The following is a 25,654-nucleotide window of genomic DNA, read 5'->3' as shown; positions in this document are numbered from 1 at the left end:
CTGCTGGAGGCATTGGGACTGGTATAACGGAAATTATATGTAAATGATCTGTTTTTATTCTTCCCGCCATTCGAGAAATTGAACGATTGCATGCCAGACAGCGAGAATCTTGGTCTCATCTTCATGCTCAAATTTTTCTCCTTCTGCTTGTATCTCACACCGCTTATTCTCAATAGTTACCGGGTAGCCGAGCTCTTCCTCAACTTTAATAACAACAGGCATCAACCATTTCCACGACTGGTGAAACTTCATATCCTCTGTAGCCAGAAAGGCTAGGGGGATATCCTTAACATTTTCCTGGTTAACCTTAATGGTGCTACCCATCAGATTTTCTATTAATCGGCTTCCTTTGTTAATCTCTTCGGTTGTCATAAGATGGAGAGTTAATTATAAATTATGCTCATAGTTACTGGATGATATAAAAAACGGAAATATAAGCTATGATAAAATAATCATCACAGAATAATAAATAGATAGTCTGAACAGGAAAAATTTTTGACCCAAATTAGTCTTGCCTTTCGTATTAAAATAGTGAGACGCAGAACAATACCAATAAAAAAGATGGGATTATGAAAAAACTAAGTTGTTTATTAACCGTACTTCTTTGCAGTGCATTTATATGGACTGTTACTGTAGAAGCTCAGGAAATAAGAGCCGGCGGTGGAGTGGGTTATGGGAGCAAATCTGAAAATGTGAATTTTAATGTAAGTTTGTATTACAGCTTACCAGATTTACCAATTAGAGTTGGAGCAGATGTAGGCTATTCTGTTCCTGAAAAGAATGCCCAAAGCAGGTTTGATCAGATTGAAGGAAATATCAATGGTCATCTGATGGCGGTGGACGAAGAGATTTTTAGCCTGTATGGATTGACGGGATTAAATATTATGCATCATCGCTTTAAATATGATCCGGACGGGGCTGCTTCTTTTACAGAGTCCGATACAAATTTAGGTATCAATGCAGGGGCTGGCGCAGAACTCGATATGGGTTTTGGGCGAACGTATGGCGAAGCAAAATATATTATCGGTCGGGATGATGTTTCTCAATTAATCCTCGGTCTTGGAGTGAGAGTAAGCATTTAAAGAGGTGAAAATTCAACAAGTAACTAAAGAAGGTTAGATCATGGACTTTCAATATATCATTGATCGGGCAAAAGGAATTATTTTAGAGCCTAAAAGGGAGTGGAAGCAAATAAAGGACGAGCAACGTTCTAAGTGGGACCTCATTCTGTTTTATGCTCTGCCATTAGTAGCCTTATCTGTAATCACAGGATTGATAGGCACATGGTCCGTGTGGTGGGCAATTTATCAGTTGATAATGCCTATCGTTTCGATTGTAATTGCTTCTTATGTGGTTAATGAGCTCTCTGAAAAGTTCAATTCAGCTAAAAACCTGAATAATGCCTTTAAACTGGTTGTTTATGCATCTACTCCTTCGCTTTTAGCGGCAATTATCGCCAATCTTTCCTTATTGTTGAGCTGGGTAGGCCTGTTTGGTCTCTATAGTATCTATCTTTTTTGGATTGGGATCTCAGAAATGATGGAAACACCGGATGATAAGCGACTAACGTATGTTTTGATTTCAGCTCTCGTATTAATTGTTATCCAGTTCTTGTTATCCCTGTTCATAGCTCCACAGATGATAAGCCCATATATGTGATAGGGAAATTTTTATAATCTCATATTCACTTTTTTGAGCTGTTTTTATTTCACACTTCGTATACAATAAGGAAACCTAATTTATCATCGAGAATTAAATCACAATATAAATATATCATGAAAACTAATATCTACATAACTATACTTATGGCGGCATTGTTGTTATCTCTTCAGGCGTGCGGAGATAACTCATCAGGACCAGGAGAGACGGAAACAACGGAAGTAAAAGGAACTATCACAGCTCCGGACGGGGAAACCCCGCTTTCGGGAGCAACGGTTTTTATTCCCGGAGAAGGGGCAAATAAAATTGTTGCAAAGGCAAAAGGCATTGCCTCTTCAACCACAAATGCACAGGATTGTAAAGAGCCCACGGAAAGCTATTCGGTTTATACCTGTACGGAAGCCGATGGTTCCTTTACGTTTGACGTTCCGGTTACAAGTGGCAATGTGCTGCTGAAAATTTTTAAAGGAATTTTCTCTTTTGAGCAGACGGTTGATGTAAATGCTGAGGGAGGAGAGCTTGGTGAAATAAATATGCCTAGTGCCAGCGAGAGTTTTGACGGCGAAATAGCTGTAGTCGAAGGATCGTATGATCGAATGCAGGACATTTTAGCAAAGGTTGGTTTTGGAGAGGTTGGAACCGATGAAAATGATTATAACTTTGGCCGGCTCGTACCCGGAACCGAACAGTTCGATATCTTCGGAAATACATCCGGTTTATTTACGGATGAAGATGGTGATGGAGAAAAAGATCTGTTCAATTATGATATTATTTTTATCAATTGCGGGGCAAACGAATCGCCCCTTAATCAAAAAGCCACCCCGCATACCCACAATCATGTTCATGGTAAGTCTTCGGGAAGTGCAACCACATTAAGTGAAGAAGACCGGACTGCTCTAAAAGATTATGTGGAATCCGGAGGTATTTTATATACAACGGATTGGGCGTATGATTATATCGAGCAGGTTTTCCCTTCTTATGTCGATTACCATGGAGATGATAGCAAGTCCGCTAATGAGCCGGAAGAATGGAATAATGCCCAGGTTGGCAATTCTGGCATAGAAACCGATGGCGCTCTTTTGCAAACCAATATGGAAACGTGGTTAGAAAATGTTACTTGCTTTGACGGAGAAAGCTGCCTTAATGATGACGATACGGTCCATATTACTGACTTCTTAGGTGGTTGGGCTGTTATAGAAGGGGCGCATAGTGGAGCTTCTTCGGATGTAACGCAATGGGTAGAAGGAGACGTTGCATGGAGCGGAGGTTCAGGAGTTCGTCCGTTAACCGTCTCGTTCCAGGCGGGAGATGGAAGTGTGTTTTATAGCTCATACCATACGGTTGAGTCGGAGCATACTCCTAACTGGAGACCACAAGAGCGCGTATTACAATTTCTGGTGTTTGAATAAAATCAAATGAGGAATTAAGAGAGGCAAGTTATTTATTGAACTTGGGCGTTAAGGCCTGCTTTATAACAGGTCTTAGTGATTGATTAAGTAGAAAGTCCGTCGGTTTTTAAAGGAATCGGCGGACTTTTTTATTTGAATGAAATTTGATAGAAGTATTTCGGTTCTCAGCTGAACAATCGTATCTTTAAGAAGTGTTGAAACAATGAGAGACTAATTCAAAAATTATGAGCTCTAAAAATAGACTTAAGTATATTTTTGTCGGAGTAGTATTGGTCTTGGCAAGTTTTGCGTTGGCTGATGCTCTTGGCTATTTTAATGAAAAGCCCTATACAGCGGTATCTCATGGTTCTCATGATCATTATGTGCCGCATGATCGGGATCCGGATGTGTCTATCGATAAATTTCCCCAAGAAGAACCCGGACCTGGTGAGAAGATTACTCCCACCGGCCAGATTGTACCCATTGAACAGTCAAATTAAAAATTTTTCTGCCCTTTATTCCTTATCTCCAATCACATAATATAGCGCTTCCCGTAGGTGATCCATGAAAAGGTCTTCCGAATAACTTTCTTCGGTGTGGCCGCCTCCGGTATAAAAAGCGCGCCCTCCATCAAACTCATGATACCAGGCAATAGGATGAAAGTCGCCATTCTCTCCCCCTTCGTAACTGGACTCATCCAGTTCCATTAATACATTAATTTCTTTGCTGATACTTTTATAGTTGTACCACTCGTCGGTTCTTTTCCATTCTTTAGGAAGAAAAGAAGTGGCCCGATGCGATTGGTCCACTACGTCGATGGTGGCCTTCTGTATATGAGGATGACTAACAAAATAGGCGCCGACTAAATCACCGTACCACGACCATTCATATTCGGTATCTGCCGCTGAATGGATGCCTAAAAATCCTCCGCCATTCTGGATATACTGTTCAAAAGCTTCTTCCTGGCTATCGTTTAGAACATTTCCGGTAGTATTTAGGAAGATAACAGCATTGTAAGAACTGAGACTATCCGGATGAAAGTACCGGGAATCTTCAGTATGGCGGGTGTTGATACCTTCGTTGCTGGCTAGTTGTTGGAGTGCTTTTGTTCCGGTTTCTATAGAACTGTGGCGGAACCCCTCTGTCTTGCTAAATATAAGTACCTGTTGGTCGGATTGTGATTGTGCAGATAGGTCAATAGCGAAGAAGGCAATAAAGAAAAATAAGAAGAGAGAGCGGGGCACGAGGTGCATAAGTTGGGTTTTCATCATAAGTCTGGTTTTGAATGTTTTCATGGAAAGATAATCTATTAAAATGAATGGTGAGCCCAAAATATAGAATAAAAATAGCTCCACCGATTAAAGTGGAGCTATAAAAATAAGTGAAGAAAACGGGATATTAGAAATTAACACCAGCCACAAGGGAGAGGACCCCATTTTTCCCATCGCCATCTTCAAATGTATTGGTAAGGCCTGCTGAATATCGGATGCCAACATTAAACTTCGTAATATCTGCTCCGGCGCCTACCACAACACCAAAGTCAGTTCCTTTGACTTCATCCTCAATATCAAATGTGCCAGCACTATCGCCTCCGGAAATTTCTTGTTCGGCATTAATGTTAAAACCGGCATAGGGTCCAAAATAGACGTGAGGCGTCAACATAGGGTTGTCCAGAATAAAGTCAAATTTGGCTATGACAGGAATTTCAATGTAATCTAATTTAGTAGTTGTTTCAACAGAGCCTTCTGATATTTTAGCACCTTTTTGGGCATAAAACACACCAGGTTCTATTGAGATAGGGCTCATCGGGATACCAAAACTATAGGTTGCGCCTGCCATTAAGCCCGTACGGGAATCAAACGAGGCGTCGGTATCATTAAAGTTGGCTAAATTAACTCCACCCTTGATCGAAAATTGAGCGTGAGCTGCTGGAGTGGTCATTAAAACCAATCCGGATAATAAAAAAACAGATAGTAATAATTTCTTCATGACAAAATAGGTTAATTAAGATTCATCATCTCATTCATACTGCTATCCCATAAAGAAGTTTCATAGGATATATTATATATAGAAGTAATATAGCTTAAAATATAACGAAAACTCCATGCTCAATTAAAGAACTTCAAAAATATATAAGGGCAAATACAATCTTTTAGTATAGTTTTTTGTAGAAAGTTATACGTATTGTAACAATGTATAGTATTCACCGTATAATCATTGTTTTTTCTTATTAATTAAATCACGATAGCTATGAAAAAGTTAGTTGGGATGTTCGCAGCATTTTTAATTATTGCTGCTTTTACAAGTGTTAATTCTGGTATTGACGGGACCTGGATTGGGAAGATGGACAGTCCGAATGGACCGGTAGAGATTACATATAACTTTAATGTAGATGAAGATACGCTAACCGGTACGGTAGAAGGAGGCATGGGAGAGATCGAAATTTTGAATGGGCAGGTAGATGGTAATGAGTTTTCCTTTGATACTCAGTTCAATGGTGCCACAATATCCCATGAATGTGTACTTGAAGATGATGACAAGATTGTTATGGAGTTTACCTTCGAAGGACAGGGCGGTCCCGGACCTTCAGGTCCGCAGGAGCTTATCTTAACAAGAGCTTCAGAATAATTCTTTTCTTGTTATTTCTATGTCTGTAAGATTTGGTACACTCAGTCTGAGATAAAATCTTGTACCCATAAAGGCCTCACTTCATGAATTAATGGGAGTGAGGCTTTTTATATTTAATGGGAGACTTTGCAAAAACTAAGGTGCCATCCTGAATTTAGTTCAGGATCATTTGTTTAAATGACTGAAACCCGGAAATTAGACTTTGAAACAAGTTCAGAATGACATATTAGGAGGTTTTACAAAACCTCCTAATATGTCATTCCCATTTAATCGGGATGAATATTGATATTTGAGATAGCAGGATAGGTCTGACTGTTAACGAAGGTATCCCTAAATAAGAGGTACCCTCCTTGGGTGGATGGTCTTTTAACTATAATACCTCCTTCAAATATCGACCCGTATAACTATCTTCTAATTTCGTAATTTCCTCGGGAGTGCCCGTACCTACAATCTTTCCGCCGGCGAATCCTCCCTCTGGACCAATATCAATGATATAATCGGCACTCTTGATTACATCAAGGTTGTGTTCGATGATGATGACGGTATGTCCGTTATTCACTAATTCCTTGAAAGAATCAAGCAGCTTTGCAATATCTTCAAAGTGAAGACCTGTGGTCGGCTCATCGAAAAAATAGAGCGTATGATCCCCAGCCGGCTTGCTCAGGAACTTGGCCAGTTTTACACGTTGTGCCTCTCCACCGGAAAGGGTGGGAGCACTTTGACCTAATTTAAGATATCCGAGTCCGACATCTTCAAGTGGCTGTAGCCTTGTAGTAATACGTTCCTCATCCACAAAAAACTCAATAGCTTCTGAAACAGACATTTCCAGTACGTCGTGGATGTTTTTTCCCCGGTACTTAACCTGTAGCACATCTTTTCGGTATCGCTTGCCGCCGCACTCTTCACAGGTCAGTTCAATATCGGCCATAAATTGCATTTCTATTTTTTGGATACCCTCGCCCTGACAGGTTTCACAGCGTCCGCCGGGCACATTAAAAGAAAAATGTCCGGGTTCGTAGCCCATAATTTTTGACTGCCGCGTGTTAGAGAATAAATCGCGGATACCGTCAAAAGCCTTTGTATAGGTGGCCGGATTGGATCGCGATGATCGGCCGATAGGGGATTGGTCTACCATCTCTACCGAATCGATATGATTGACTCCTGTTACTTTTCGATGCCGGCCAATCTTTTCTTTATAGCTTCCCAGTTGTTTTTGAATTGCAGCGTAAAGGGTATCGTGAACCAGAGTGGATTTGCCTGACCCAGAGACACCGGTTACACAAATAAATTTTCCAAGTGGAAATTCCACATCCAGCATTTTAAGATTATTTTCAGATGCTCCTTCTAACACAATAGAGTTGCCGCTTCCTTCACGTCGTTTTTCGGGAACAGGTATCTTTTTTCGTTCGCTTAAGTATTTTCCAGTAAGAGTAGGGGAATCTAATAAATCCTCAAAATCCCCCTCAAATACGACCTCTCCGCCATGTACACCGGCAAAAGGACCAATATCGATGATATTATCAGCCGATTTAATCATTTCAGGGTCATGTTCAACTACTAATACGGTATTTCCGATATCACGAAGTGACTTCAAAATATTAATGAGTCGGTCGTTATCCCGGGGATGAAGTCCAATCGTTGGTTCATCCAGTACATAAAGGCTGCCTATAAGCGAGCTACCCAGTGAATTAGCCAGACTAATGCGCTGGGATTCGCCTCCGCTCAGAGTTTTGGCCAAACGGTTAAGGGTTAGATAGCTAAGACCTACTTCATCCAAATATTTTAGGCGCTTTCTAATTTCAAATAAAATTTGATCGGCTACCTCTTTTTCGAAGTCGGTAAGCTCTAGGTTTTCAAAGAACTCCCGGGCATGTCCAATCGTCATTTCGGCTACCTGACCGATATGTTTGTCATTGACTTTTACATGGAGGGCGTCCTTTCGCACGCGGTAGCCCTCACAATCAGGACAGCGGCTGTATCCCCGGTAACGGGAATAAAATACCCGCATATGAACTTTGTATGACTGGCTTTTTACATCTTCGAAAAATGGACGGATACCGACATATTCATCTTTACCTTCCCAAAGTATATTTTTAACCTCTTTTGACAAGTCTTGGTAGGGAGTATCAATAGGTAAACTGTGGCGCGCGGCTACTTTAATAAGATCGCGAAGATGGCGGCTGAATTTTTCTCCTGTGAAAGGAGCAATGGCCCCATCACGAATAGTCTTATCGGGTTCTGGAATGACCAGGTCCTCATCAATACCCGAAACCTTGCCAAAGCCTTCGCAAGTGTCACATGCCCCAAAGGGATTATTGAACGAAAACATTTGGGGCGTCGGTTCGTGAAACTCCATCCCGTCCATTTCGAATCGCTCGCTATACTTTAACTCTTTACCATCTCGTATTTTAACTGAACAACGTCCGTTTCCTTCACGAAAAGCCGTTTCAAGAGAGCCAGCAATGCGACTGCGAGTATCGTCATCACTTTTCAGGGCCAGTCGGTCAACCAAGACCCGGTAGTTCTTGGGCTCAATTTCGCCGGTATCAATCTCATCCGTCGTAAGATCGAGAATATTTTCTTTATTGATATGGAGTAGTCGGGGATATCCTTTTTCCTTTAATACCGTTAGTTCATCTTCCAGCCCCTTTTCTTCATGTTTGGGAATAGAAAATAACACATAGAATTTAGTTCCTTCATCAAATTGTTCCAGCAGCTCTTGGATAGCGGTTTTGGTACTGTCTTTTTTGACTTTCTTCCCGGACTTGGGAGAAATAGTATGACCAATGCGTGCATACAGCAGGCGCATATAATCGTAAATTTCGGTAGTGGTACCAACTGTTGAACGGGGATTTGAGGAGGTGGTTTTCTGTTGTATCGCCATAGCAGGAGAAATGCCCTGCATAAAATCCACATCGGGTTTATCCATGCGTTCCAGAAACTGGCGGGCATAACTGGAGAGACTCTCCACATAGCGACGCTGTCCCTCGGCATAAATGGTATCGAATGCCAAACTTGACTTCCCCGATCCGGAAACACCGGTGATAACGGTCATTTTATTCCGGGGAATCTCAACGTCAATATCCTTCAGGTTGTGTACGCGTGCTCCCTTAACAATGATGGGGCGGTCTTCGTTAGAATGATCTTGCTGTTGCTTCTTGGAAGTTGTTTCAGTCTGAGACATTCAATATGGCTTTACGTTTTGATAAACGGGTAAAGGTACGAATTTTATGAAAGAAAATTAGGTCTAAATATATACAGAAGAAGTGTTAAAACAGCTTACTTAAATGGTGCGTTCAGTTGGGAGGTTACCTACAACAGGGTCTTGTAAATTGCAGATGGAAGACTTATAGAAGCAGTATAACAGGTTCAATGCAGGAAATTATGAAGGAATCACTCTCCGAGATACTACCGGCAGCGATTCCTTCATAAGGGGAGGAATGGTTAACTTATTAGTTTTGTTCGCCCATAGAACCCAAACTCATAGTTGGGTAATCGGACATTACATAATTCACCCGGGTATCTTTCTTGATATCCGTAACCTTCATCGTAGTTATATCACCACTTTTGAGGTCTTTGGTATTCATTTCCATGAGCATCCCATGTGGATAATTTTCCGGGATTTTACCTTTTAGCTGCTTAGCGTTGGCATTGGCACTAAATAGATTGTTCATACCGAAATCTGCATCACGGCTAACCCATACTTCGATATTTTCGTTCTCCGTCTCAGAGCGATAGCCGTCACAGTTGTAGCCAAGAATGGTTTTAGTCCCGATTTTAGTGTATCCCTGCCACTCATCAACTTCATCCCAATCCGTCTCCTCTTGCTCATCTATGTCTTGTTCAGTGTGCTCCAAAGCTTCTTTCCAGTCGTAGGCAAAAGAAAATTGGTCTTTATTGTTGCTCATTAACATGAGCATGGCAGAGTTTTTAAAGTCATAAATGATAAAAAGGTCCCCATCTTCCTTACTCATTTCTTCACTTTTAAATTTGGTGCCGGTATACATTTCATTTTCGTTAAAATGCATATCCATGATAACGGACGGATCGGACTCGCCGTTTTTCCCGGTGGTTTTGATCTCCATTGTCGTAATGGTATCAAAGTGGTACTCATCCTCGGTGGTTACGTTGCTGTTCATTGTAAAGGGAAGCCGTAGACCGGAGGTGCTGTCTTGTGACATTTCCCCAAAGACGGAATTCCAGGAACGCTCTACCATTTCTTCGGAAGCTCTTTCAACCCTCTCAGTAATTTTCTGCTCTGCCTTGTCTTCGGCGGCTTGTTGTGCCTTTTTCTTAAGCCTGTTCAAAAGTTGGGCTTCAGCATCAATACTGAAGGTTAAAGACATCAAAACGCCACATAAAAGTACAATTAGATATTTCATAGTTACTCTCCATTAAGTGTTTCTCCCAGTTTAATATTTCAATCTACAAAATATTCCAGAAAGTTTATTTATGATTAGAAAAAAAGTTTTTCTGCTTAGATATATTCCCTATGACAATTGAACATGAATAAGGAAGAAAATGACAAGTGAATTTTATTGATACGAAAATACGATTCCTAGAATAGATTATTGGTATTTATAATTGGAGAGGGAGATACGCTTTTCAAAGTTTTTTGGGAAGCTATTTGAAATTTCGAATTTAAGTTTTTCAATAAAACACAGCAGTAAAAAAGCAAACAATGAGTCTCGACGTTTCCTCACAGCAATTTCAGCAGTGGATTCAACAAGCTGGTAAGTTAGTTTCTGATTTTTATAAAGAACATAGAGATGGGAAGATTTTCGCGGACAAATCACAGACCAGGTCCAAAAGTTGTTAGAAGATCCTTTAAATGAGGTGGGAGAGAAAGTATTCAGCACAATAACCAACAATATTGGTCCCCGTTTTTATGGATACATTACCGGCGGTGGCAACCAAGTGGCAGTTCAGTTGCGAATTTGGCAGTAGCCCGAAATATTATGGCAACTACAGATGCCTCAGATGAAGGGTTGTATGGATTGAATCCTATGACGGTTTATGTACCCCAAGAGGGGCATTCCAGCTTTGATAAAGCTATGGATATGCTGGGTTTAGGGAAGAAATGCTTGCGTAAAATTCCATTAGATGACCAGATGCTTATGGATACTGATCAATTGGGGAAGCAGGTGCGCGTCAGATTCGGAATGAAATTTAATCAGATATCGGGAAAGCCCAATATTTGGTTGAATTGGTTCAAAAAAGTAGCAAGCTGGAATTGTCGGCACCGCTGTCGATTGTTTGTTTCAGATATAATCCCGATAATGCGGATCATGAAAAGCTGAATAAGTTGAATGATCGACTCATAAATAAAATTGAGACCGACGGACGGATCTTTCTCACGGGAACTAAAATACGGGTAAAACGGCACTAAGGGTTTGTTTTATTAATCATCGTACCCAAAAAGAAGACATCGATTTTTTGAAAAAACTGTATTGGATATTTCAAAACAATTATAATATTGTTAATAGGGCATAGAAAGCAGTATAGGATGGACTTCTTTGGTTAAAATCTGGTCGGCTAAAATGGGATCTCTTTACACTTAAAAACCAATATTTTATTCGCTGCAGAAAGAAAACAATTAATTAAAAGAAGAAACTTTAAATATCCCTATTTTTGAGAATAGGGCATTTTTCGTTACCTTTTTGAGATGTTTTGGCGGGGGTAAAGACCTGTCATATTTAGATAAATTTTTTACAAAATAAGTAACAGGTTAGTTCTTTATGGATTTATTTGACAAGCTTGAGGGAAGGCCCGGACCATTGGGTGAGTTCACCTCAGAAGGATATGGTTATTATACATTTCCCAAATTAGAAGGTCCCTTGGGTCCTACAATGAAGTTTAATGGCGATGATGTAATCGTTTGGAGTATTAATGATTATTTAGGAATTGGCAGTAACGAAGAAGTAAAGGACTATGACAAGAATATTGCACAGGACTATAGTCTGAGTAGTCCTATGGGAGCCCGTTTAATGACTGGCAACTCTACCGAGCACGAAAAGCTCGAGGAAGAACTGGCTGACTTTGTTCATAAGCCTGATTCTTTGTTGTTGAACTATGGGTATCAGGGCATTATGAGCGTTATTCATGCTTTAGTCGATAGAAATGATTTTTTGATTTACGATGAGCTGAGCCATGCATGTATTGTAGATGGAAAACAATTGGCGATGGCCGAAAAGTTTGTATTCAAGCACAACGATATAGAAAGCTTTGAAAAGCAGCTCGAGCGTGCCCATAGAAATGCGAAGCCGAATTCTTCGGTATTAGTGGTAACAGAAGGAGCTTTTGGAATGACGGGCGATCTGGGTATTCTGGAAGAGATGATCGCCCTCAAGGAAAAATATCCTTTCCGCCTGCTTGTGGATGATGCCCATGGAGTAGGAACCATGGGTGAAGACGGTTCCGGAACGGGCACCCATCTTGGGTGCCATGATGGTATTGACCTTTATTTTGGGACCTTTGCCAAAGCTTTTGCATTAATTGGAGCTTTTGTTGCAACTGAAAAACGAGCCGTTGAATTTCTGAAAGCGAATGTTCGCAGCCAGATTTTTGCCAAGTCCGTACCGATGCCAATTGTAAAATCGGCGCGTAAACGTCTGGAAATGATCAGAAAGAACCCCCAGTGGAGAGAAAAGTTGTGGGAGAATACAAATATGCTGCGTGAAGGACTCCGGGAAATCGGTTATAATGTATTGCCGGCAGAATGCCCGGTAACGCCCGTACTCACAAAGGGAAGTACAGATTTATGTCAGCTTATAATGCGAAAACTGCGCGAAGAGCACGGCATCTTTGTAAGTGGAGTAACGTATCCGGTTGTTCCAAAGGGAACAGTGCTTATACGTTTGATACCAACAGCCGCACATACAGAAGAACATATTAAGAAAACTTTAAAGGGATTTGAAGCTATTAAAGATGTGGCTTTGAAAGAGGTAAAAGCTGAGGAAAAGAAAAGAATGACAGCATAAATATAATACCTCTTATTCCTTTTACTTATACAAATAAAAAAGCCCCAAATCGGGGCTTTTTTGTTTGATAAAATTGCTCTCAGATGGAGCACTATACATAGATAGTTTAATCAGGAAAAAAGGTTTTTAAGCATATCAATGACACCAGACTTTTTGTCCTTTTTCTTGTCCCCACCCGTTTTGCCACCACTCAATTTTTCATAGCTGGGACGGGGAAGTTCCATCTCTTTTTTCTTCTTTTTCTGTTGCTGTTTCTTCTGTTTATTGCCGTTACGCCGATTATTAGATTCCTTTTTCTTCTTACGGCGTTCTTCGAGTTTTTGCTGAACCTTTTCGGGAAGATCTAATTCTTTGGGAGACTGGCCAAGCTCGCTTTCGAGTTTATTAATATCATTTCTGTCTTGCTTTGATACCAGGGAAACAATACGTGAAGCTTTGCCACGGCTGACTAGGTTAGCACGGTATCGATATTCATCAGGGTCTTCCGGAACATCGTAATTAATTACTTGTTTTACATTGTCAATATCCATGGTTGTAGCCGATAAATCACCGACCAGAAGAAACTGAACATCCCCGTTGGTAAAGTTAGCGAAGCGTTGAGCCCGCTTTTCGTCAGAAAGCTTATCGTGCAAACTCGTAGATTTGAAATTATTTTTGCGAAGTACTTTGTACAGTCGGTCGGTACCTCGTTTCGATGCAGTAAATATAATCGCCCGCTCATTGGGAGATTCTTCAATATGAGCCATCAGAGTAGTTATTTTCATCCGATTGGGTACATAAATATATCCCTGGGAGATATCCTGGGGAACGGTCGGGGGCTTGTCAAGCATCGGAGGGACTCCATTTTCATCAAAACCTATGGCAATGCCATCCTCCAGGTTATCTTTGGCAAATGCTTCCACCTCATCGGTTAGTTCAGAGGTAAAAATGAGCGTTTGATGTTCAGACAAAACTCTCTTTAAAATATTCTTAACTTTTGGTATTAAATTGAGCGAAGCTAGCTTATCCAACTCATCAATAACCAGGTAATCTATGTGTCGAAAAATGAAACGCAGGTCTTGCATTACGCTGAGCAGAGGTCCGGGATTCGCTACAATAACTTGGGGAGCGTCATTTAAAGAAGCTTTTTGCTCCTCTTCACTACCGTCAAGATCAATAGAAGCGCACTCAACTTGTGCATGATAGCCTGCTGCCCAGACGAGCTCATCGATTTGTTGAGCTTCATCAGAATTGGGTGTTAAGATAAGGGTGGTTGTACCCTCGACTTCCTCCTTGCCATCAATTTTAGCTAAGGCTGGGATAACAAAAGTAGCATTTTTGCTTTTCCCGGGTGCAGCTTTAATCAGTGCATCACTACCTTCTAGTATCTTGGGAAGTGCTTTTTCCTGGAGTTCGGTAAGTTCAGTGTAGTTAACATCCTGAAGCCCGCTCATGATATTGGGGCTTAACTTAATATCTTCAAACTTCAACTTTCTAACCTTTCCTTTAATTAGTGTTCTTTTGCAAAATGTATTACTTCAAAATCAAGTAACACTCAATCAGTTGATGGAATATACAAAACTTATCGGGCTTGCTCATCTGAATTTATGGTTGGCGTATTTTTCTTTAAAAATAGGCTGGAAATACCATTTTTATATCCCGATTTCAATATATAAACGTATGAACCCCCTAACATTATTGCCATTCCGGCGATTCCCATTAATCCTGCTTCCGGACCAAAAGCTCCACCGGTCCAAATGTCCATCCCTTTTTGATCAATCAGTAAAAGGGAAGTATCTAGGTACGAGCCGCTCACCGGAAAACCAAATACGGAGCCTTGGGTAAAGTTCCAGCTGAAATGAAGACCTGCAGATAAACCCAGCTTTCCCGTTAATACAAAGGGAACGGCAAGAACTACCCCTGCCAGTATAATATTAAAGGTAGAAACAGCGGAAGCGTTTGGATTGTATGTATGAAGTAGTCCAAATAAGACGGAAGTAATGATTACAGCTCCGGCAACAGCTATATGCTGACTAATATTGGGAAATTGAAGACCTTCAGTCAGGTTTAAAAGTTGATAGCCACGGGAAAACAGTTCTTCATAAAAACCAACCAGTAGCATTGCAGTCAATGAGCTTAACAGGGCCGCAATGAAATAGGGCGTTGTTTTGTTTTCCCAGCCGTAGCCGGAAATGGAAAGCCATCCCATAAACCATTCAGCGAAAAAAATTACCCCTATTGCTGTAGCGGCAATGATTATACCAGCATTAAAGTCTTTGATCCATTGTGAATTAAATGATAATCCGTAATGTTTAAGGGGACGTTTATCCAGTAATCGGGCGGCAATCCAGACGCTGCAAATGAATCCTATGGATTGAGGAATGGCTGAAGCAATAGATAGGGAACTTTGCCAAATGGACTGGAAACCCAGAGTGAGGAAGCCGGCCATAAAAAATAAAAGGACAAGCTGGATTATAAGTCGCCATCCGGCGCGAAGGCGTTTTTCCCTTTCATTAAAAAAAAAGTTCATAAATTAAGAAACATTAGTGGTTCTATGACGGTTACCTTAGTATAAAAGAAGTGAAAGTTACACTAAAAGGAGAAAAGTCTAAATAAACGTTTTTATGAGCGACCGATTTGTATTTAAAGGCACTCAAGAGGATATAGAACAACAGTTTAACGTTCGGACAGAGCGGTCCGACTTTTTTGAATCCCATTTTAATATAACTCCTGGATCACGTATTACGGTTGTGTATCAGGAGGAGGAGCGTAAGATCTATCAGTTCCGATGGGGACTGATTCCACCGGATGCGGAGGAAGAACGGGCGGGAAATGAAAACTATGAAACTACCCTGGATGCTATTGAAGAGAACGAATGGCTTACGGAATGCCTTAGTAAACGGCGTTGCCTGATACCTGCGCACGGATTTTATAAATGGAAAACGACAGAAAAGAAGAGTACCCCTTTCTTTATTCGCCTGCTCTCCAATGAATTGATGGCCATGGCTGGCATCTATTCTATTTGGAAGTCGTCAACGGGGCGGGACGTGTATTCCTGTGCTGTTCTTACTACAGAGGCTAATGCACTTATACAGCCGGTTGGTGATAAAATGCCGGTGATATTGGATACAGAACAGTACACGGCATGGCTGGGTGAAGATCAATTAGATGAACAGAAGCTTAATCGCCTGATAAAACCTTATCCGATGAGTAAAATGGCGGTCAATCGTGTTTCTGAAGAGGTAAATGATACGGATAATAATAACCCTGAACTCATACAACCCATACCCAAATAAAAAGGAAGGGGATAGATTTGATATATTATTCCTGATTCTTATTGGTATTCGGTTCTTTATAAATACGCATAGTGGGGTAAGCTAAGTCAATGTCATCATGCTGATCGAATGTATTGAGGATATCTTCCCAAAGTGCTTCACTTGTACTACGTCGTCTTCTGGGATTGGTTAAATGGCGTATTGTAAGGCAGATACCGCTGTCCTGTACATCCGTATAAACAATGGGGGTTAAGTGTTTATAATGGATAAGATAGGCTTTTTGGGCTCTTTGTACCTGCCTTTGGGCCTCATCCGCAAACTGATTCAAGTGCTTGTCGGCAATATCCTGCAGTAGTTTTTTCGCTTTAGACCAATCACTTTCAAAAGTGACAAGCACTTGCATCTCATTCCATATAAACTCAAAGTCGCTGGTATAATTCGCCAGTGGCTCATTGAATACTTCATGATTAGGAACGTGCACAACACGGCCCGTACTTTGATCGCTTCGCACCCAGTTTCCAATCTCAAGAACCGTAAATTTAAAGATACGGGTATCAATAACATCTCCCTTAACGTCGCCCAGCTGAATACGATCACCAACTTCAAAGGGTTTGCGCCACAATATAAAGAGCCAACCGGCTAAATCGGATACCGGATCTCTCAGAGCTATTGCAAGTCCGGCCGAGAGCAATCCCAGGAATGTAGCTATTGACTGGAGTCCCTCAAACCATATACGTCCCACAATAAGAAAACCCAGGAAAACAGAGATATAAGTTAGGTTCTTACGCCATCTGTACTGATCTTCCGCCTCGGGAAGCTGTCTGTTAACGATACGAATGGCCATCAGGCGAAGCGCCCAAATAACGAAAATGACGGCTACCGTAAGAAATATTTTATAGCTTAAGGCAGGAGAATTTTGGACAAATTCCTGAATTTGATTTGAGTAATCTTGCACAAACTATCAGATTAATGAAATAAAAGGTGGTCAATTAAGTTGGCAATATACAAAAGTAAGTTTACTTACAACTAATACATTGTAAAAAAAAGGAATTTTGGATATCTTAACGAGTCTGAAATTCATACCGAGATATCAATTACCATGCTTTATAATATTATTCTATTTCTGATTATTGTTGTTTGTGTACTTTTAACCATTGTTGTTCTGCTGCAACCGGGACAGGGACAAGGTCTTTCCGGAGGACTGGCAGGAGGAATGCAGGGCGGTGCTGGCTTAGGTGCGCGCCGTACAGCTGATCTCTTGTCTAAGGCAACTTCGGTTTTAGGAGGCGCTTTGCTTGTACTCAGTGTTCTTGCCAACTTTGCAATTGACCGGGGAGATGTAACAGAAAGTGCTGTTCAGGAACGTGGAGTGGAGCAGCCGGTACAGCCAAACAATATGAATAATGAATCCCAGAGCACACCTGCTGTGCCTACGGAATTGCCACAAAATCAAGGTGGAAATGATGGTGGCAGTGGCTCAGGTTCAGATGGAGATAATTAAGAATCCTTTGTTTTAAAGGAATTATAGGCTCGGTTCATTGGAACCGGGCCTATTTTATTTATTGGATATTCGAAAGCAAGGCTTCAATAAAACGGTTAAAGTCTTCCATATGTGGCAGATGGCCGATGTCATCAAGCTCTATGAGCGTAGCGTTGGGAATTCGTTTGGCCGTGCGCTTGCCCAGCTCAGGATATTGACCCATCGTTGCGGCCACCGAATCGGAAACCAGGCCGGTACCAATAGCCGTACGGTCCCGCTGACCGATAATGAGCACGGTGGGAACTTCCAGTTCAGAAAATTCATATAGGACGGGTTGAGTAAAAACCATATCCGTCGTCAGGGCCTGGTTCCAGGCGTAACGTTCATAGTCGGTGGTGCCAATAAAGCCCGTTCGGAGATAAAGCCATTCCTCATATTCAGATTTCCAGTTGTTGTCGTAGTAGCTCTCCGCCATGTACTGTTTGACGCCTTCATAGGTTTTCTCCAGCTCCTGCTGGTACCAATGATCAACGCCCTGATAGGGGACCTTTTTCTTCCAGTCTTCAAGGCCAATAGGGTTTTCCAATACCAGGGTTTCTACCGTTTGAGGATACATCAGCGAAAAACGTGTGGCCAACATACCACCCATAGAGTGTCCTAAAACGATTGTTTGGCTGATGTTCAGCGAATCTGCCAAGGCTTTGGTATTTTGGGCCAGCTGCTGAAAGGTGTAGTGATAGTAGTCGGGCTTGGTAGATTTACCAAAGCCAATTTGATCGGGAGCCAGCACGTTAAAGCCCTCCGCCAGCAAAGCCTCTATCGTTTGACCGAAGTAAGCCTCGTTAAAGTTTTTCCCGTGAAACAACAGGACCGTCCGGGCATTGGAGTTTTTAGCCTCTTCATACATGAAGGCCATCTTCAATGGCTGCTGTTGGGAATCAAAGGTAAAGTACTCAACGGGATAGGGATATTCATATCCTTCCAGGTTGATACCCAGTTCGGGTTGTTTGTCTTGAGCATAAAGTGAAGAAAAGCCCAAAAGTAAGAGGGCCGTTAGAATTAGTAACCGTTTCATTGGAATAGAGATTTAATTATTCATGTCTTGTAATGTTAAGATGTTTCTAATTCTTGTTCCTGCATAATCTCCGCAAAAATCCGATGAGATTTGAGCCGCTGGGTATGGTCGTATATATAAGTAGCAATCATAACCTCATCGGCACCGGTTTCTTTTAGAAATTCCGTCACTTCGTCTTTAACCGTTTCCTTACTGCCAATGAAGGTATACTTGAGCATTTGCTCCACGGCCATCTTTTCACGTAGATTCCAAACTGTATTCATGTCGTCAACCGGGGGAGGCATGGGTTTGTGTTCTCCGGTTACGACTCCCATGAACATCTGTTTTAAAGAGGTCGACAGCCATTCAGCTTGTTCATCTGTATCGGCTGCTACTACATTGATGCAGGGCATAACATAGGGTTCTTTTAGTTGTTCAGAGGGTTGAAACTCTTCCCGGTATACGCTGAAGGCCGCATGGAGTTGTTGCGGAGAAAAATGGCTTGCAAATACGTAGGGGAGTCCCAGTGCTGCTGCCAGGTGGGCACTGTCCGTACTCGATCCCAGAATCCACAGGGGAACGTCAGTTCCCTCCCCGGGAATGGCACGGACGTCGGCATTGCGGTTCTCCGCAGAGAAATACTTTTGGAGCTGTTTCACGTTATTAGGGAACTGGCGAACCTGCTGCATCCGGTCTGGACGGATTGCCTGAGCTGTAGTTTGATCGGTTCCGGGCGCACGACCTAAGCCAAGATCAATACGGTCTGGATAAAGGGAGGCCAGGGTACCAAACTGTTCGGCAATAACCAGCGGCGAGTGGTTAGGCAACATGACACCACCCGAGCCGACTCGTATGGATTTAGTGGCTTCCGCTACAAATCCCAGTAAAACCGAGGTTGCAGAACTGGCAATGTTTTCCATGTTATGGTGCTCGGCCATCCAGAACCGGGTGTATCCCCAATCTTCAACATGCTGAGCCAGGTCGCGGCTATTACGGATGGCATCCGCGGGTGACTGTCCCTCCGTAATAACGGCCAGATCCAGCAGGGAGTAGGAAATATCTTGTAATGATTTTCTATTCATTGGCTAAATAATATTCAATTCCAGAGATAGCGTTTCTTTACCTGAATTCATGATATGTAAACAGTTTTAGAAGAAATAGGGTTTGATGCTTCAGAAATTATTCCCCGCATTCATCCAACTGGGATTTAAAAAGAAGATATCCTTCCACATCTTCACCACTCAATCATAAACTTATCAAACTATACGATTATTCATTACCGGGTTCGGGAGCCAATGATGAAATGAGCTGTTCCTCCTTAAGTTCTTTCCAGAAACCGGAGGGAATATCTGTATCCATAGAGCTTACGTTATCCACAATCTGGTATGGCTTGCTTGCGCCTGTCACAACAGAAGTTACGGCTTTGGGCGCAAAGGAAAACTGAAGGGCCGCGGTACGGAGATCCACATCATATTTATCGGCAATAGCATGGATGCGCTCTCTTCGTTTAAGGAGTCCCTCCGGGATGGAACCGCCATAATCAAAACGATCTTTACCGGCCAGAAAGCCTGCATTGACCGCAGCACCCACTACGACCGAGACATCATTCTTTTCGCAGGCCGGGAAGAGCCGTTCCAGTGAATCCTGGTGGTTCATCAGCGAGTACTGGGTGGCCGAAAGTACAATATCCGGATCGGCTGTTTCAATGGTTTTCAAGATCGGTTCGATTGTATTGACACCGATGCCCCATGCTTTAATAATACCCTCTTCGCGCATGCGCGTTAATTCCGGCATGGCTCCTTCTCGGGCTATTTCAAAGTACTCCGTCCATTCTTTACCCATCATATCCGGTGACAGGTCGTGTATATAAACGACATCAATACTGGAAAGTCCCATCCGATGCATACTGTCTTCGATGGATCGGCGTACCCCTTCGGCAGTATAGTCAAAGGCGGTCTCGAAGTTAAGTTGACCTTTCCAGATGTCATCAGGATCAGCGCTGAAGTCGGGATCGGGATGGAGCAGACGTCCCACTTTGGTTGACAGGATAAAATCATCGCGGTCTTTGTTGAACAAAAACCTTCCAAAGCGGCGCTCACTGAGGCCATATCCGTATAAAGGGGCAGTATCAAAATAGCGAACTCCGGCCTCCCAGGCCGCCTCGAGGGTATCGTTAATTTGTTGATCGCTATTCACGTGGAAGCCGTTCCCGGCAGCAACGCCACCCAGGCTAATAGGATCATTGATGCGAAAACCGGGTTCCGATGTATCTTCTGTAGTTGGCGATGAACTTCCTTTATTAGAGTCGGGAGCCATTAAAAAGAAATTTTCGAGAGTTGGATGTTTCATGATTATACTATCTTGGGTTATTTGCGCTGTAATGAAAGCTTATTACCAGACTTCGATCACTTCGCCGGAGATAGATCCGAGCACGCTTTTGCGGAAAGCCCTTACCACGCGGTCCATTTCCACAGGTCGGTGCCCCGGGAAGGCATCAAAAAACTCGGGAGAGTCTTCCACCACGCCCGGACTTACAGCATTAATGCGCACATCATTTTCCAGCTCCCGGGCCGCAGCAACCACAAAGCTATTAATTGCTCCGTTGGTCGCGGCAAGATTCGCCGAGGCATAGACCGGATCATCCGAAAGGATGCCAGATATGAGCGTAAACGATCCTTTGGGGTTGATGTAATGCTGTCCGGTTAAAACGAGATTTGCTTGTCCTGCGAGCTTGCTGTTCAGACCAACCTGGAAATCATCGCTGTCCATTTCCTTCAGGGGACCGAAATGTCCGCCGCCGGCTGCACTTACCAAAGCATCGAAAGACCCTACCTTCTTGAATAGGCTTTTGACCGAACCCGGCTTTGTAATATCAGCCTGTATATCACCGCTTTGGGTTCCCACTTTAATGATGTCGTGTTCACCTTCAAGGTCGGCCGTTACTTTTTGTCCGATGGTGCCCGTAGCTCCTACAATAATAATTTTCATGGAAAGAGAATCTGTGAGTTTAATTTCTATTCTTTTTCTTACTCATATAACTATAGTTTTCCCGATACAGTTTGCTAATCAGCAATAAAATTCAGGATTAGTTAATTCTTCTGCAGCTGTTATCCAGTGTCAAAGGTTGTGATAAGATGCTTCGTGACCGAATGGAATGGCATGATTAAGAAAGCGGATACTTTACTTACCAATACAAAACCGTGAGAATATGGAATCCAAGATATCTTCGGTCGTAATTTCTCCGGTGATTGTTCCCAGGTCTTTGAGGGCAGCCCGTAAATCAATGGCGAGGAAGTCGCCGGTCATTCCCTGCTCCAGGGCCTGAATAGCACTTCGAACATTTTCCTGGGCTTTTTGCAGGGCATCGCGGTGGCGGCTGGAGGTAACCAGCAGGCTCGAAGAGTCATATTCCTTGTTTTCCAAGGCGCGCTGTTTCATCAGTTTCTTGAGTTCTTCAATCTTTTCGCCTTCCAGAGCCGATATCTTCAGATCGTAATCCATGCGCTCGTCCTCTACCTCCAGTGCGATATCGTTTTTGGTACCGATAAGCACGAAAGGCGTTTCGCCGGCCGCTTTTTGGAAGCGGGCAATATCTTCGCGCTCTTCGGACGTCAGTTCACGAGACAAATCCTTGAGATAGACCGCGAGGTCGGCTTCATCAAATGCTTTTTGGGATCGTTTGACGCCCTCTGCTTCTACAATATCTTCGGTTTCTCGTAGTCCGGCCGTATCCGTAAGAATAAACCGGAGCCCGTCATAGCTCCAGTCCACGTCGATCGTATCGCGGGTGGTGCCGGCAATTTCCGTAACTATAGCGCGGTCTTTGCCTACCAGGGTGTTCAGCAGGGTTGATTTGCCGGCATTGGGCAGGCCAATGAAAACCGTTTTTACGCCGTGCTTGACCAGCCGTCCCGTTTCGTAGGTGGCCAACAAGTTGTCAATTTCTTCATCCAGCTCAACGAGCAGCTCTTTGAGCTCTTCTTTATTGGCAAATTCCACATCTTCCTCCGCGAAATCGAGCTCCAGCTCTACCATGGCTGTGGCATCGATAATTTGCTGCCGAAACTGCTTGATGTGTTCCCCGAGGCGCCCTTCCAGCTGTTGATGAGCAGAATCAAGGGCTTTTTTACTTTTGGCGTGGATGAGATCGGCTACTGCCTCGGCCTGGCTCAATTCCATCTTTCCGTTCAGGAATGCGCGCTGCGTGAATTCCCCCGGTTCGGCCGAGCGTATACCCAGGTCAAGCATCGCTTCCAGTACCGCTTGCGTCACCAGTACCCCGCCGTGGCACGATATTTCTACCGTTTCTTCGCCGGTATATGATTTGGGAGCGTGGAACAGAGTCGCCAGTACTTCATCCACAACTTCGCCTTCGCCATCCAGGATTTTTCCGAAGTGAACCGTATGGGAATCCTGGGCAGTGAGGTCGTTTCCTTTAAAAGCCTCATTAACCGTGGCAATGGCATTTTTGCCTGAAACACGGATAACAGCAATACCGCCTTCCCCCACGGGTGTGGCAATGGCGGTAATGGGTTCTTTTTGGGTGATGTCGTTTTGTTGATTCATAGTGTCTAAGATAAGGGCTTTTGGAGGGATATTCATTCCGGATAATGTCTCGGGGAATAATATTCAATGTAGGACGGGTTGGTAACCCGTCTAGAGGCTGGCCAAAAGGTTATACTTATTACCATTTAATTAAAAAATTCAGGTGATAAAATTATATTTCTATCAATCCTCCTGTCCTCCTTCTCCAAGGAGGAATTCTTTTAGCTTTGAAATAGCTCTTAATCAAATAGAGCGCATTTTAGAAGTCCCTCTTGGAGAAGAGGGATTTAGGGAGATTGAATAATTCTTGATTATTTAGGGGCAGTTATTAAGAAATCAACTTATTGGCTGGCCTCCTACCTAAGTATTTGGAATCTTTAATATCAGTTGATTACGGTCAATTTTATCATTATCTCATATCCGAAATGGTTGCCCCACGCTTATATGCCCTATGCATCCTGGTAAGGCGTCTTTTCCCTGCTTGTAGGGAAAAAGGGTCACCTAAAGGACTATAAAACTGATATAATACTACAACGATTACATGTTCACTGCATAGCGAGGTAACAAGAAAAAATTATCTAATTACTGGGATATAATGGAAAAACAGGTACTGCATATAGATTGTCCGGATGAAAAAGGATTGGTGTATAGAATAACAGAAGTACTCTACCGGCACGGACTGAATATTGTAAGTAACCAGGAATTTGTGGATACCACCACCGATCATTTTGTGATGCGGACGGCTTTTGAAGGGGAGGAAACGCCCAATGGTGTTCTGGAAGACCTTCGGACATCTTTACCTAATGAGGCAGATATCCGTCATGCGGAAATAGGTGACCGGTCGATTGTTATTATGGCGACAAAAGAACCGCACTGCCTGGGCGATTTGTTATTGCGATATAGTAATGGCGAGATTCCTGCGGATGTACAGGCTGTAATAAGTAACCATGATAACCTGAGGTCACTGTCAGAGGCTTTCGATGTTCCTTTTCACGCTATCAGCCATGAGAAAATAGACCGGAAAACGCATGAAGCAAAGGTAGAAGAGGTGCTGGAGCAGTACCAGCCTGATTATATTGTGCTGGCAAAGTATATGCGGATTTTCTCTTCGGATTTTGTAGACCGGTACAAGGACAAAATCATCAATATTCATCATTCCTTTCTTCCGGCTTTTATCGGGGCCAACCCATACCAGCAGGCCTTTGAGCGGGGCGTGAAAATTATTGGCGCCACGGCCCATTTTGTTACGGATGACCTGGACGAGGGACCTATTATCGCACAGGATGTGATGCCGGTTAACCATTCCTATACGGCTGAAGAGATGGCAAGCGCAGGGAGAGATGTAGAGAAAACGGTATTGGCCAAAGCGGTAAAGCTGCTGCTCGAAGAGCGGATTTTCATCCACAATGGTCGGACGATAGTGTTTGAATAACATAATAGTATAGAGGGGCATTTCTTTTTTGGAGGCCTTGGCAAAACCATCACTTTTACAAGCTGTCATTGCGATCCGCCGGATGGCGGGAAGCAATCTCCTTTAGAATGCTCTAATCGAGAGATTGTTTAATTTCATTCGCAATGGCAGTTGGAGTTGTCAAAAGTTACAGACTAAAGGTTTCTCAGGGTATGGACCGGGATTAGATGGGGAGTTCTCAAAAAAAATGTAAGGAATGGGTTGTTAAACGCTCTTACTATTATGGTGATGCGGTATGGTTTCCAGGTTTAATAATATAGTAAGAAAACCTCGGATACCGCTTCAGCAACTATCATAGAGGATATAAACCCATAACGAAGCATATCTGAGAACATGCTGCGCTACAGACTTTACGATAATCATTTTACAGCAAATAATCGTAACGACTGCCTGGCCCGCCCAGCGGATGTATCCGTTAAAACCCGCGAAGATCTGATTGAGTCCATTACCGGTGCTGGCTCTATCCTTAAATCCACTGAAGTTAATGCCGTGATCGATAGCTACTGGTCGGCCATCATGGAATATATACGGCGCGGTGAAGGCTACAACGGAGACTATATCTATACCCTTTACGGCATCCGCGGAGTTTTTAATGGCGATGAGGATCAATTTGACCCGGAACGCCACCGGGTGGTGGTCAGCGTGGTGGCCAAAAAAAGTGTTACCGGGGTCGCCGATAACGTTACGCTTCAAAAGGTGGATGGACAGGATCTCCTCCCTCACATCGAGAAGATCTACGACTGGGGCAGCAGGACCAATGGCGATATTCTTACCCCGGACGGCGTACTGGAAGTTACAGGTGACAACCTAAAGATATATAACAACCTGGAGGTCGAAGGGTGTTCTTTGTGAGTGAATTCAGTGACTACGAGGTCAAGTCCCCGGACATTCGCACCAACGAGCCGAAGAGACTCCTCCTGCGCATTCCGGAAGCCCTTACTGCCGGCACCTACGGGTTGGAAGTAAGGACCACTCCGCGTAACGGCAACAGGCTGTGGACGGGCATATTTACTCCTGAATTAACGGTAGCGTAGCCGGCTGAAGTACCCTATGTCAGGGCCACGACAGCACCCTGTCGTAGGGCTGGAATAGCTCATGTTACGACTACGACAGGGTCCCGTCGTAAGGTAGGAAAGGGTTAGTATAGCAGTATTAGGTTCCAGATGTGTAGCAAGTCAGTTACTAACGGAGGCTG

The 25,654-nt window shown here is 43.0% G+C and carries 26 protein-coding genes; 13 read left to right on the top strand and 13 right to left on the bottom strand.

Annotated features, from left to right (window positions below; all coding sequences use genetic code 11):
- Positions 1-54: 54 nt before the first annotated feature.
- Positions 55-372: a hypothetical protein gene (locus tag ABEB05_RS16095; protein ID WP_265791498.1), complete on the bottom strand. Its 318-nt coding sequence runs from the start codon at positions 370-372 to the stop codon at positions 55-57.
- 197 nt (positions 373-569) lie between these two features.
- On the opposite strand from ABEB05_RS16095, the gene ABEB05_RS16090 reads away from it, so the two are divergent.
- From ABEB05_RS16090 to ABEB05_RS16075, 4 genes are all read left to right on the top strand, one after another.
- On the top strand, positions 570-1,082 hold the full coding sequence (locus ABEB05_RS16090; RefSeq protein WP_265791500.1) for an outer membrane protein: 513 nt from the start codon (positions 570-572) through the stop codon (positions 1,080-1,082).
- 40 nt (positions 1,083-1,122) lie between these two features.
- The gene (locus ABEB05_RS16085) at positions 1,123-1,659 is read left to right on the top strand and encodes a Yip1 family protein (protein WP_265791502.1); all 537 of its coding nucleotides are present in this window, start codon (positions 1,123-1,125) and stop codon (positions 1,657-1,659) included.
- A gap of 116 nt (positions 1,660-1,775) precedes the next feature.
- A complete protein-coding gene (locus ABEB05_RS16080) occupies positions 1,776-3,068 on the top strand; it encodes a hypothetical protein (RefSeq protein ID WP_265791504.1) in 1,293 nt (430 codons plus the stop codon).
- Positions 3,069-3,292: 224 nt separating this feature from the next.
- A complete protein-coding gene (locus tag ABEB05_RS16075) occupies positions 3,293-3,547 on the top strand; it encodes a hypothetical protein (protein ID WP_265791505.1) in 255 nt (84 codons plus the stop codon).
- Positions 3,548-3,562: 15 nt separating this feature from the next.
- Here the strand turns inward: ABEB05_RS16075 and ABEB05_RS16070 are convergent, their stop codons facing one another.
- Together ABEB05_RS16070 and ABEB05_RS16065 are read right to left on the bottom strand one after the other, a co-directional pair.
- The gene (locus tag ABEB05_RS16070) at positions 3,563-4,342 is read right to left on the bottom strand and encodes a ThuA domain-containing protein (protein WP_345694315.1); all 780 of its coding nucleotides are present in this window, start codon (positions 4,340-4,342) and stop codon (positions 3,563-3,565) included.
- 103 nt (positions 4,343-4,445) lie between these two features.
- Positions 4,446-5,036, bottom strand: a complete 591-nt coding sequence (locus ABEB05_RS16065) for a porin family protein (RefSeq protein WP_265791507.1) — start codon at positions 5,034-5,036, stop codon at positions 4,446-4,448.
- A gap of 261 nt (positions 5,037-5,297) precedes the next feature.
- Between ABEB05_RS16065 and ABEB05_RS16060 the strand changes: the two genes are divergently transcribed.
- On the top strand, positions 5,298-5,675 hold the full coding sequence (locus ABEB05_RS16060; protein WP_265791508.1) for a hypothetical protein: 378 nt from the start codon (positions 5,298-5,300) through the stop codon (positions 5,673-5,675).
- Positions 5,676-6,045: 370 nt separating this feature from the next.
- Here the strand turns inward: ABEB05_RS16060 and uvrA are convergent, their stop codons facing one another.
- The gene (gene uvrA, locus ABEB05_RS16055; protein WP_265791510.1) at positions 6,046-8,859 is read right to left on the bottom strand and encodes an excinuclease ABC subunit UvrA; all 2,814 of its coding nucleotides are present in this window, start codon (positions 8,857-8,859) and stop codon (positions 6,046-6,048) included.
- Between the two features lie 268 nt (positions 8,860-9,127).
- Positions 9,128-10,057, bottom strand: coding sequence for a DUF4412 domain-containing protein (locus ABEB05_RS16050; RefSeq protein WP_265791512.1), 930 nt, complete (start codon positions 10,055-10,057; stop codon positions 9,128-9,130).
- A gap of 430 nt (positions 10,058-10,487) precedes the next feature.
- Here ABEB05_RS16050 and ABEB05_RS16045 point away from each other — a divergent pair, with 430 nt between their 5' ends.
- The 3 genes from ABEB05_RS16045 to ABEB05_RS16035 all read left to right on the top strand — a co-directional run bounded on the left by ABEB05_RS16045 (position 10,488) and on the right by ABEB05_RS16035 (position 12,655).
- Positions 10,488-10,622 (top strand): hypothetical protein, encoded by a 135-nt coding sequence (locus tag ABEB05_RS16045; protein ID WP_265791514.1) that lies wholly within the window; start codon positions 10,488-10,490, stop codon positions 10,620-10,622.
- An 11-nt stretch (positions 10,623-10,633) separates the two neighbouring features.
- Positions 10,634-10,975, top strand: coding sequence for a hypothetical protein (locus ABEB05_RS16040; protein WP_265791516.1), 342 nt, complete (start codon positions 10,634-10,636; stop codon positions 10,973-10,975).
- Between the two features lie 438 nt (positions 10,976-11,413).
- Positions 11,414-12,655 carry an aminotransferase class I/II-fold pyridoxal phosphate-dependent enzyme gene (locus tag ABEB05_RS16035; protein ID WP_265791517.1) on the top strand — a complete coding sequence of 414 codons (1,242 nt, stop codon included), beginning with the start codon at positions 11,414-11,416 and terminating at the stop codon, positions 12,653-12,655.
- A 110-nt stretch (positions 12,656-12,765) separates the two neighbouring features.
- On the opposite strand, the gene ABEB05_RS16030 is transcribed toward ABEB05_RS16035, so the two are convergent.
- Complete coding sequence (locus ABEB05_RS16030) at positions 12,766-14,124, bottom strand: DEAD/DEAH box helicase (RefSeq protein ID WP_265791519.1); 1,359 nt, start codon at positions 14,122-14,124, stop codon at positions 12,766-12,768.
- Between the two features lie 92 nt (positions 14,125-14,216).
- Positions 14,217-15,164 carry a CPBP family intramembrane glutamic endopeptidase gene (locus tag ABEB05_RS16025; protein WP_265791521.1) on the bottom strand — a complete coding sequence of 316 codons (948 nt, stop codon included), beginning with the start codon at positions 15,162-15,164 and terminating at the stop codon, positions 14,217-14,219.
- A gap of 94 nt (positions 15,165-15,258) precedes the next feature.
- Between ABEB05_RS16025 and ABEB05_RS16020 the strand changes: the two genes are divergently transcribed.
- Entirely contained in the window at positions 15,259-15,930 is a 672-nt protein-coding gene (locus ABEB05_RS16020; RefSeq protein ID WP_265791523.1) for an SOS response-associated peptidase, read from the top strand.
- Positions 15,931-15,955: 25 nt separating this feature from the next.
- On the opposite strand, the gene ABEB05_RS16015 is transcribed toward ABEB05_RS16020, so the two are convergent.
- Positions 15,956-16,864: a mechanosensitive ion channel family protein gene (locus ABEB05_RS16015; protein WP_265791525.1), complete on the bottom strand. Its 909-nt coding sequence runs from the start codon at positions 16,862-16,864 to the stop codon at positions 15,956-15,958.
- A gap of 144 nt (positions 16,865-17,008) precedes the next feature.
- Here ABEB05_RS16015 and secG point away from each other — a divergent pair, with 144 nt between their 5' ends.
- Entirely contained in the window at positions 17,009-17,410 is a 402-nt protein-coding gene (gene secG / locus ABEB05_RS16010; protein ID WP_265791526.1) for a preprotein translocase subunit SecG, read from the top strand.
- 58 nt (positions 17,411-17,468) lie between these two features.
- Here the strand turns inward: secG and ABEB05_RS16005 are convergent, their stop codons facing one another.
- The 5 genes from ABEB05_RS16005 to mnmE all read right to left on the bottom strand — a co-directional run bounded on the left by ABEB05_RS16005 (position 17,469) and on the right by mnmE (position 23,009).
- The gene (locus ABEB05_RS16005; protein ID WP_265791528.1) at positions 17,469-18,464 is read right to left on the bottom strand and encodes an alpha/beta fold hydrolase; all 996 of its coding nucleotides are present in this window, start codon (positions 18,462-18,464) and stop codon (positions 17,469-17,471) included.
- 35 nt (positions 18,465-18,499) lie between these two features.
- Entirely contained in the window at positions 18,500-19,525 is a 1,026-nt protein-coding gene (locus ABEB05_RS16000; protein WP_265791530.1) for an LLM class flavin-dependent oxidoreductase, read from the bottom strand.
- A 187-nt stretch (positions 19,526-19,712) separates the two neighbouring features.
- A complete protein-coding gene (locus tag ABEB05_RS15995; RefSeq protein WP_265791532.1) occupies positions 19,713-20,792 on the bottom strand; it encodes an aldo/keto reductase in 1,080 nt (359 codons plus the stop codon).
- A gap of 42 nt (positions 20,793-20,834) precedes the next feature.
- Positions 20,835-21,431, bottom strand: coding sequence for a short chain dehydrogenase (locus ABEB05_RS15990; RefSeq protein ID WP_265791534.1), 597 nt, complete (start codon positions 21,429-21,431; stop codon positions 20,835-20,837).
- A gap of 192 nt (positions 21,432-21,623) precedes the next feature.
- Positions 21,624-23,009 carry a tRNA uridine-5-carboxymethylaminomethyl(34) synthesis GTPase MnmE gene (mnmE, locus tag ABEB05_RS15985; RefSeq protein WP_265791536.1) on the bottom strand — a complete coding sequence of 462 codons (1,386 nt, stop codon included), beginning with the start codon at positions 23,007-23,009 and terminating at the stop codon, positions 21,624-21,626.
- A 574-nt stretch (positions 23,010-23,583) separates the two neighbouring features.
- On the opposite strand from mnmE, the gene purU reads away from it, so the two are divergent.
- The 3 genes from purU (at position 23,584) to ABEB05_RS17150 (ending at position 25,493) form a co-directional block, all read left to right on the top strand.
- Positions 23,584-24,420: a formyltetrahydrofolate deformylase gene (gene purU / locus ABEB05_RS15980; RefSeq protein ID WP_265791538.1), complete on the top strand. Its 837-nt coding sequence runs from the start codon at positions 23,584-23,586 to the stop codon at positions 24,418-24,420.
- A gap of 372 nt (positions 24,421-24,792) precedes the next feature.
- Positions 24,793-25,311, top strand: coding sequence for a DNA-binding domain-containing protein (locus ABEB05_RS15975; RefSeq protein ID WP_265791540.1), 519 nt, complete (start codon positions 24,793-24,795; stop codon positions 25,309-25,311).
- Entirely contained in the window at positions 25,299-25,493 is a 195-nt protein-coding gene (locus ABEB05_RS17150; RefSeq protein ID WP_425558421.1) for a DUF4469 domain-containing protein, read from the top strand. The genes ABEB05_RS15975 and ABEB05_RS17150 overlap by 13 nt, the downstream gene beginning before the upstream one ends.
- The last annotated feature ends 161 nt before the right edge of the window (positions 25,494-25,654 follow it).

It is taken from the genome of Fodinibius salicampi, from assembly GCF_039545095.1.
Lineage (GTDB): Bacteria > Bacteroidota > Rhodothermia > Balneolales > Balneolaceae > Fodinibius > Fodinibius salicampi.
Note: the sequence above shows the minus strand (reverse complement) of the source record. Positions and strands in the feature narration are given on the sequence as shown.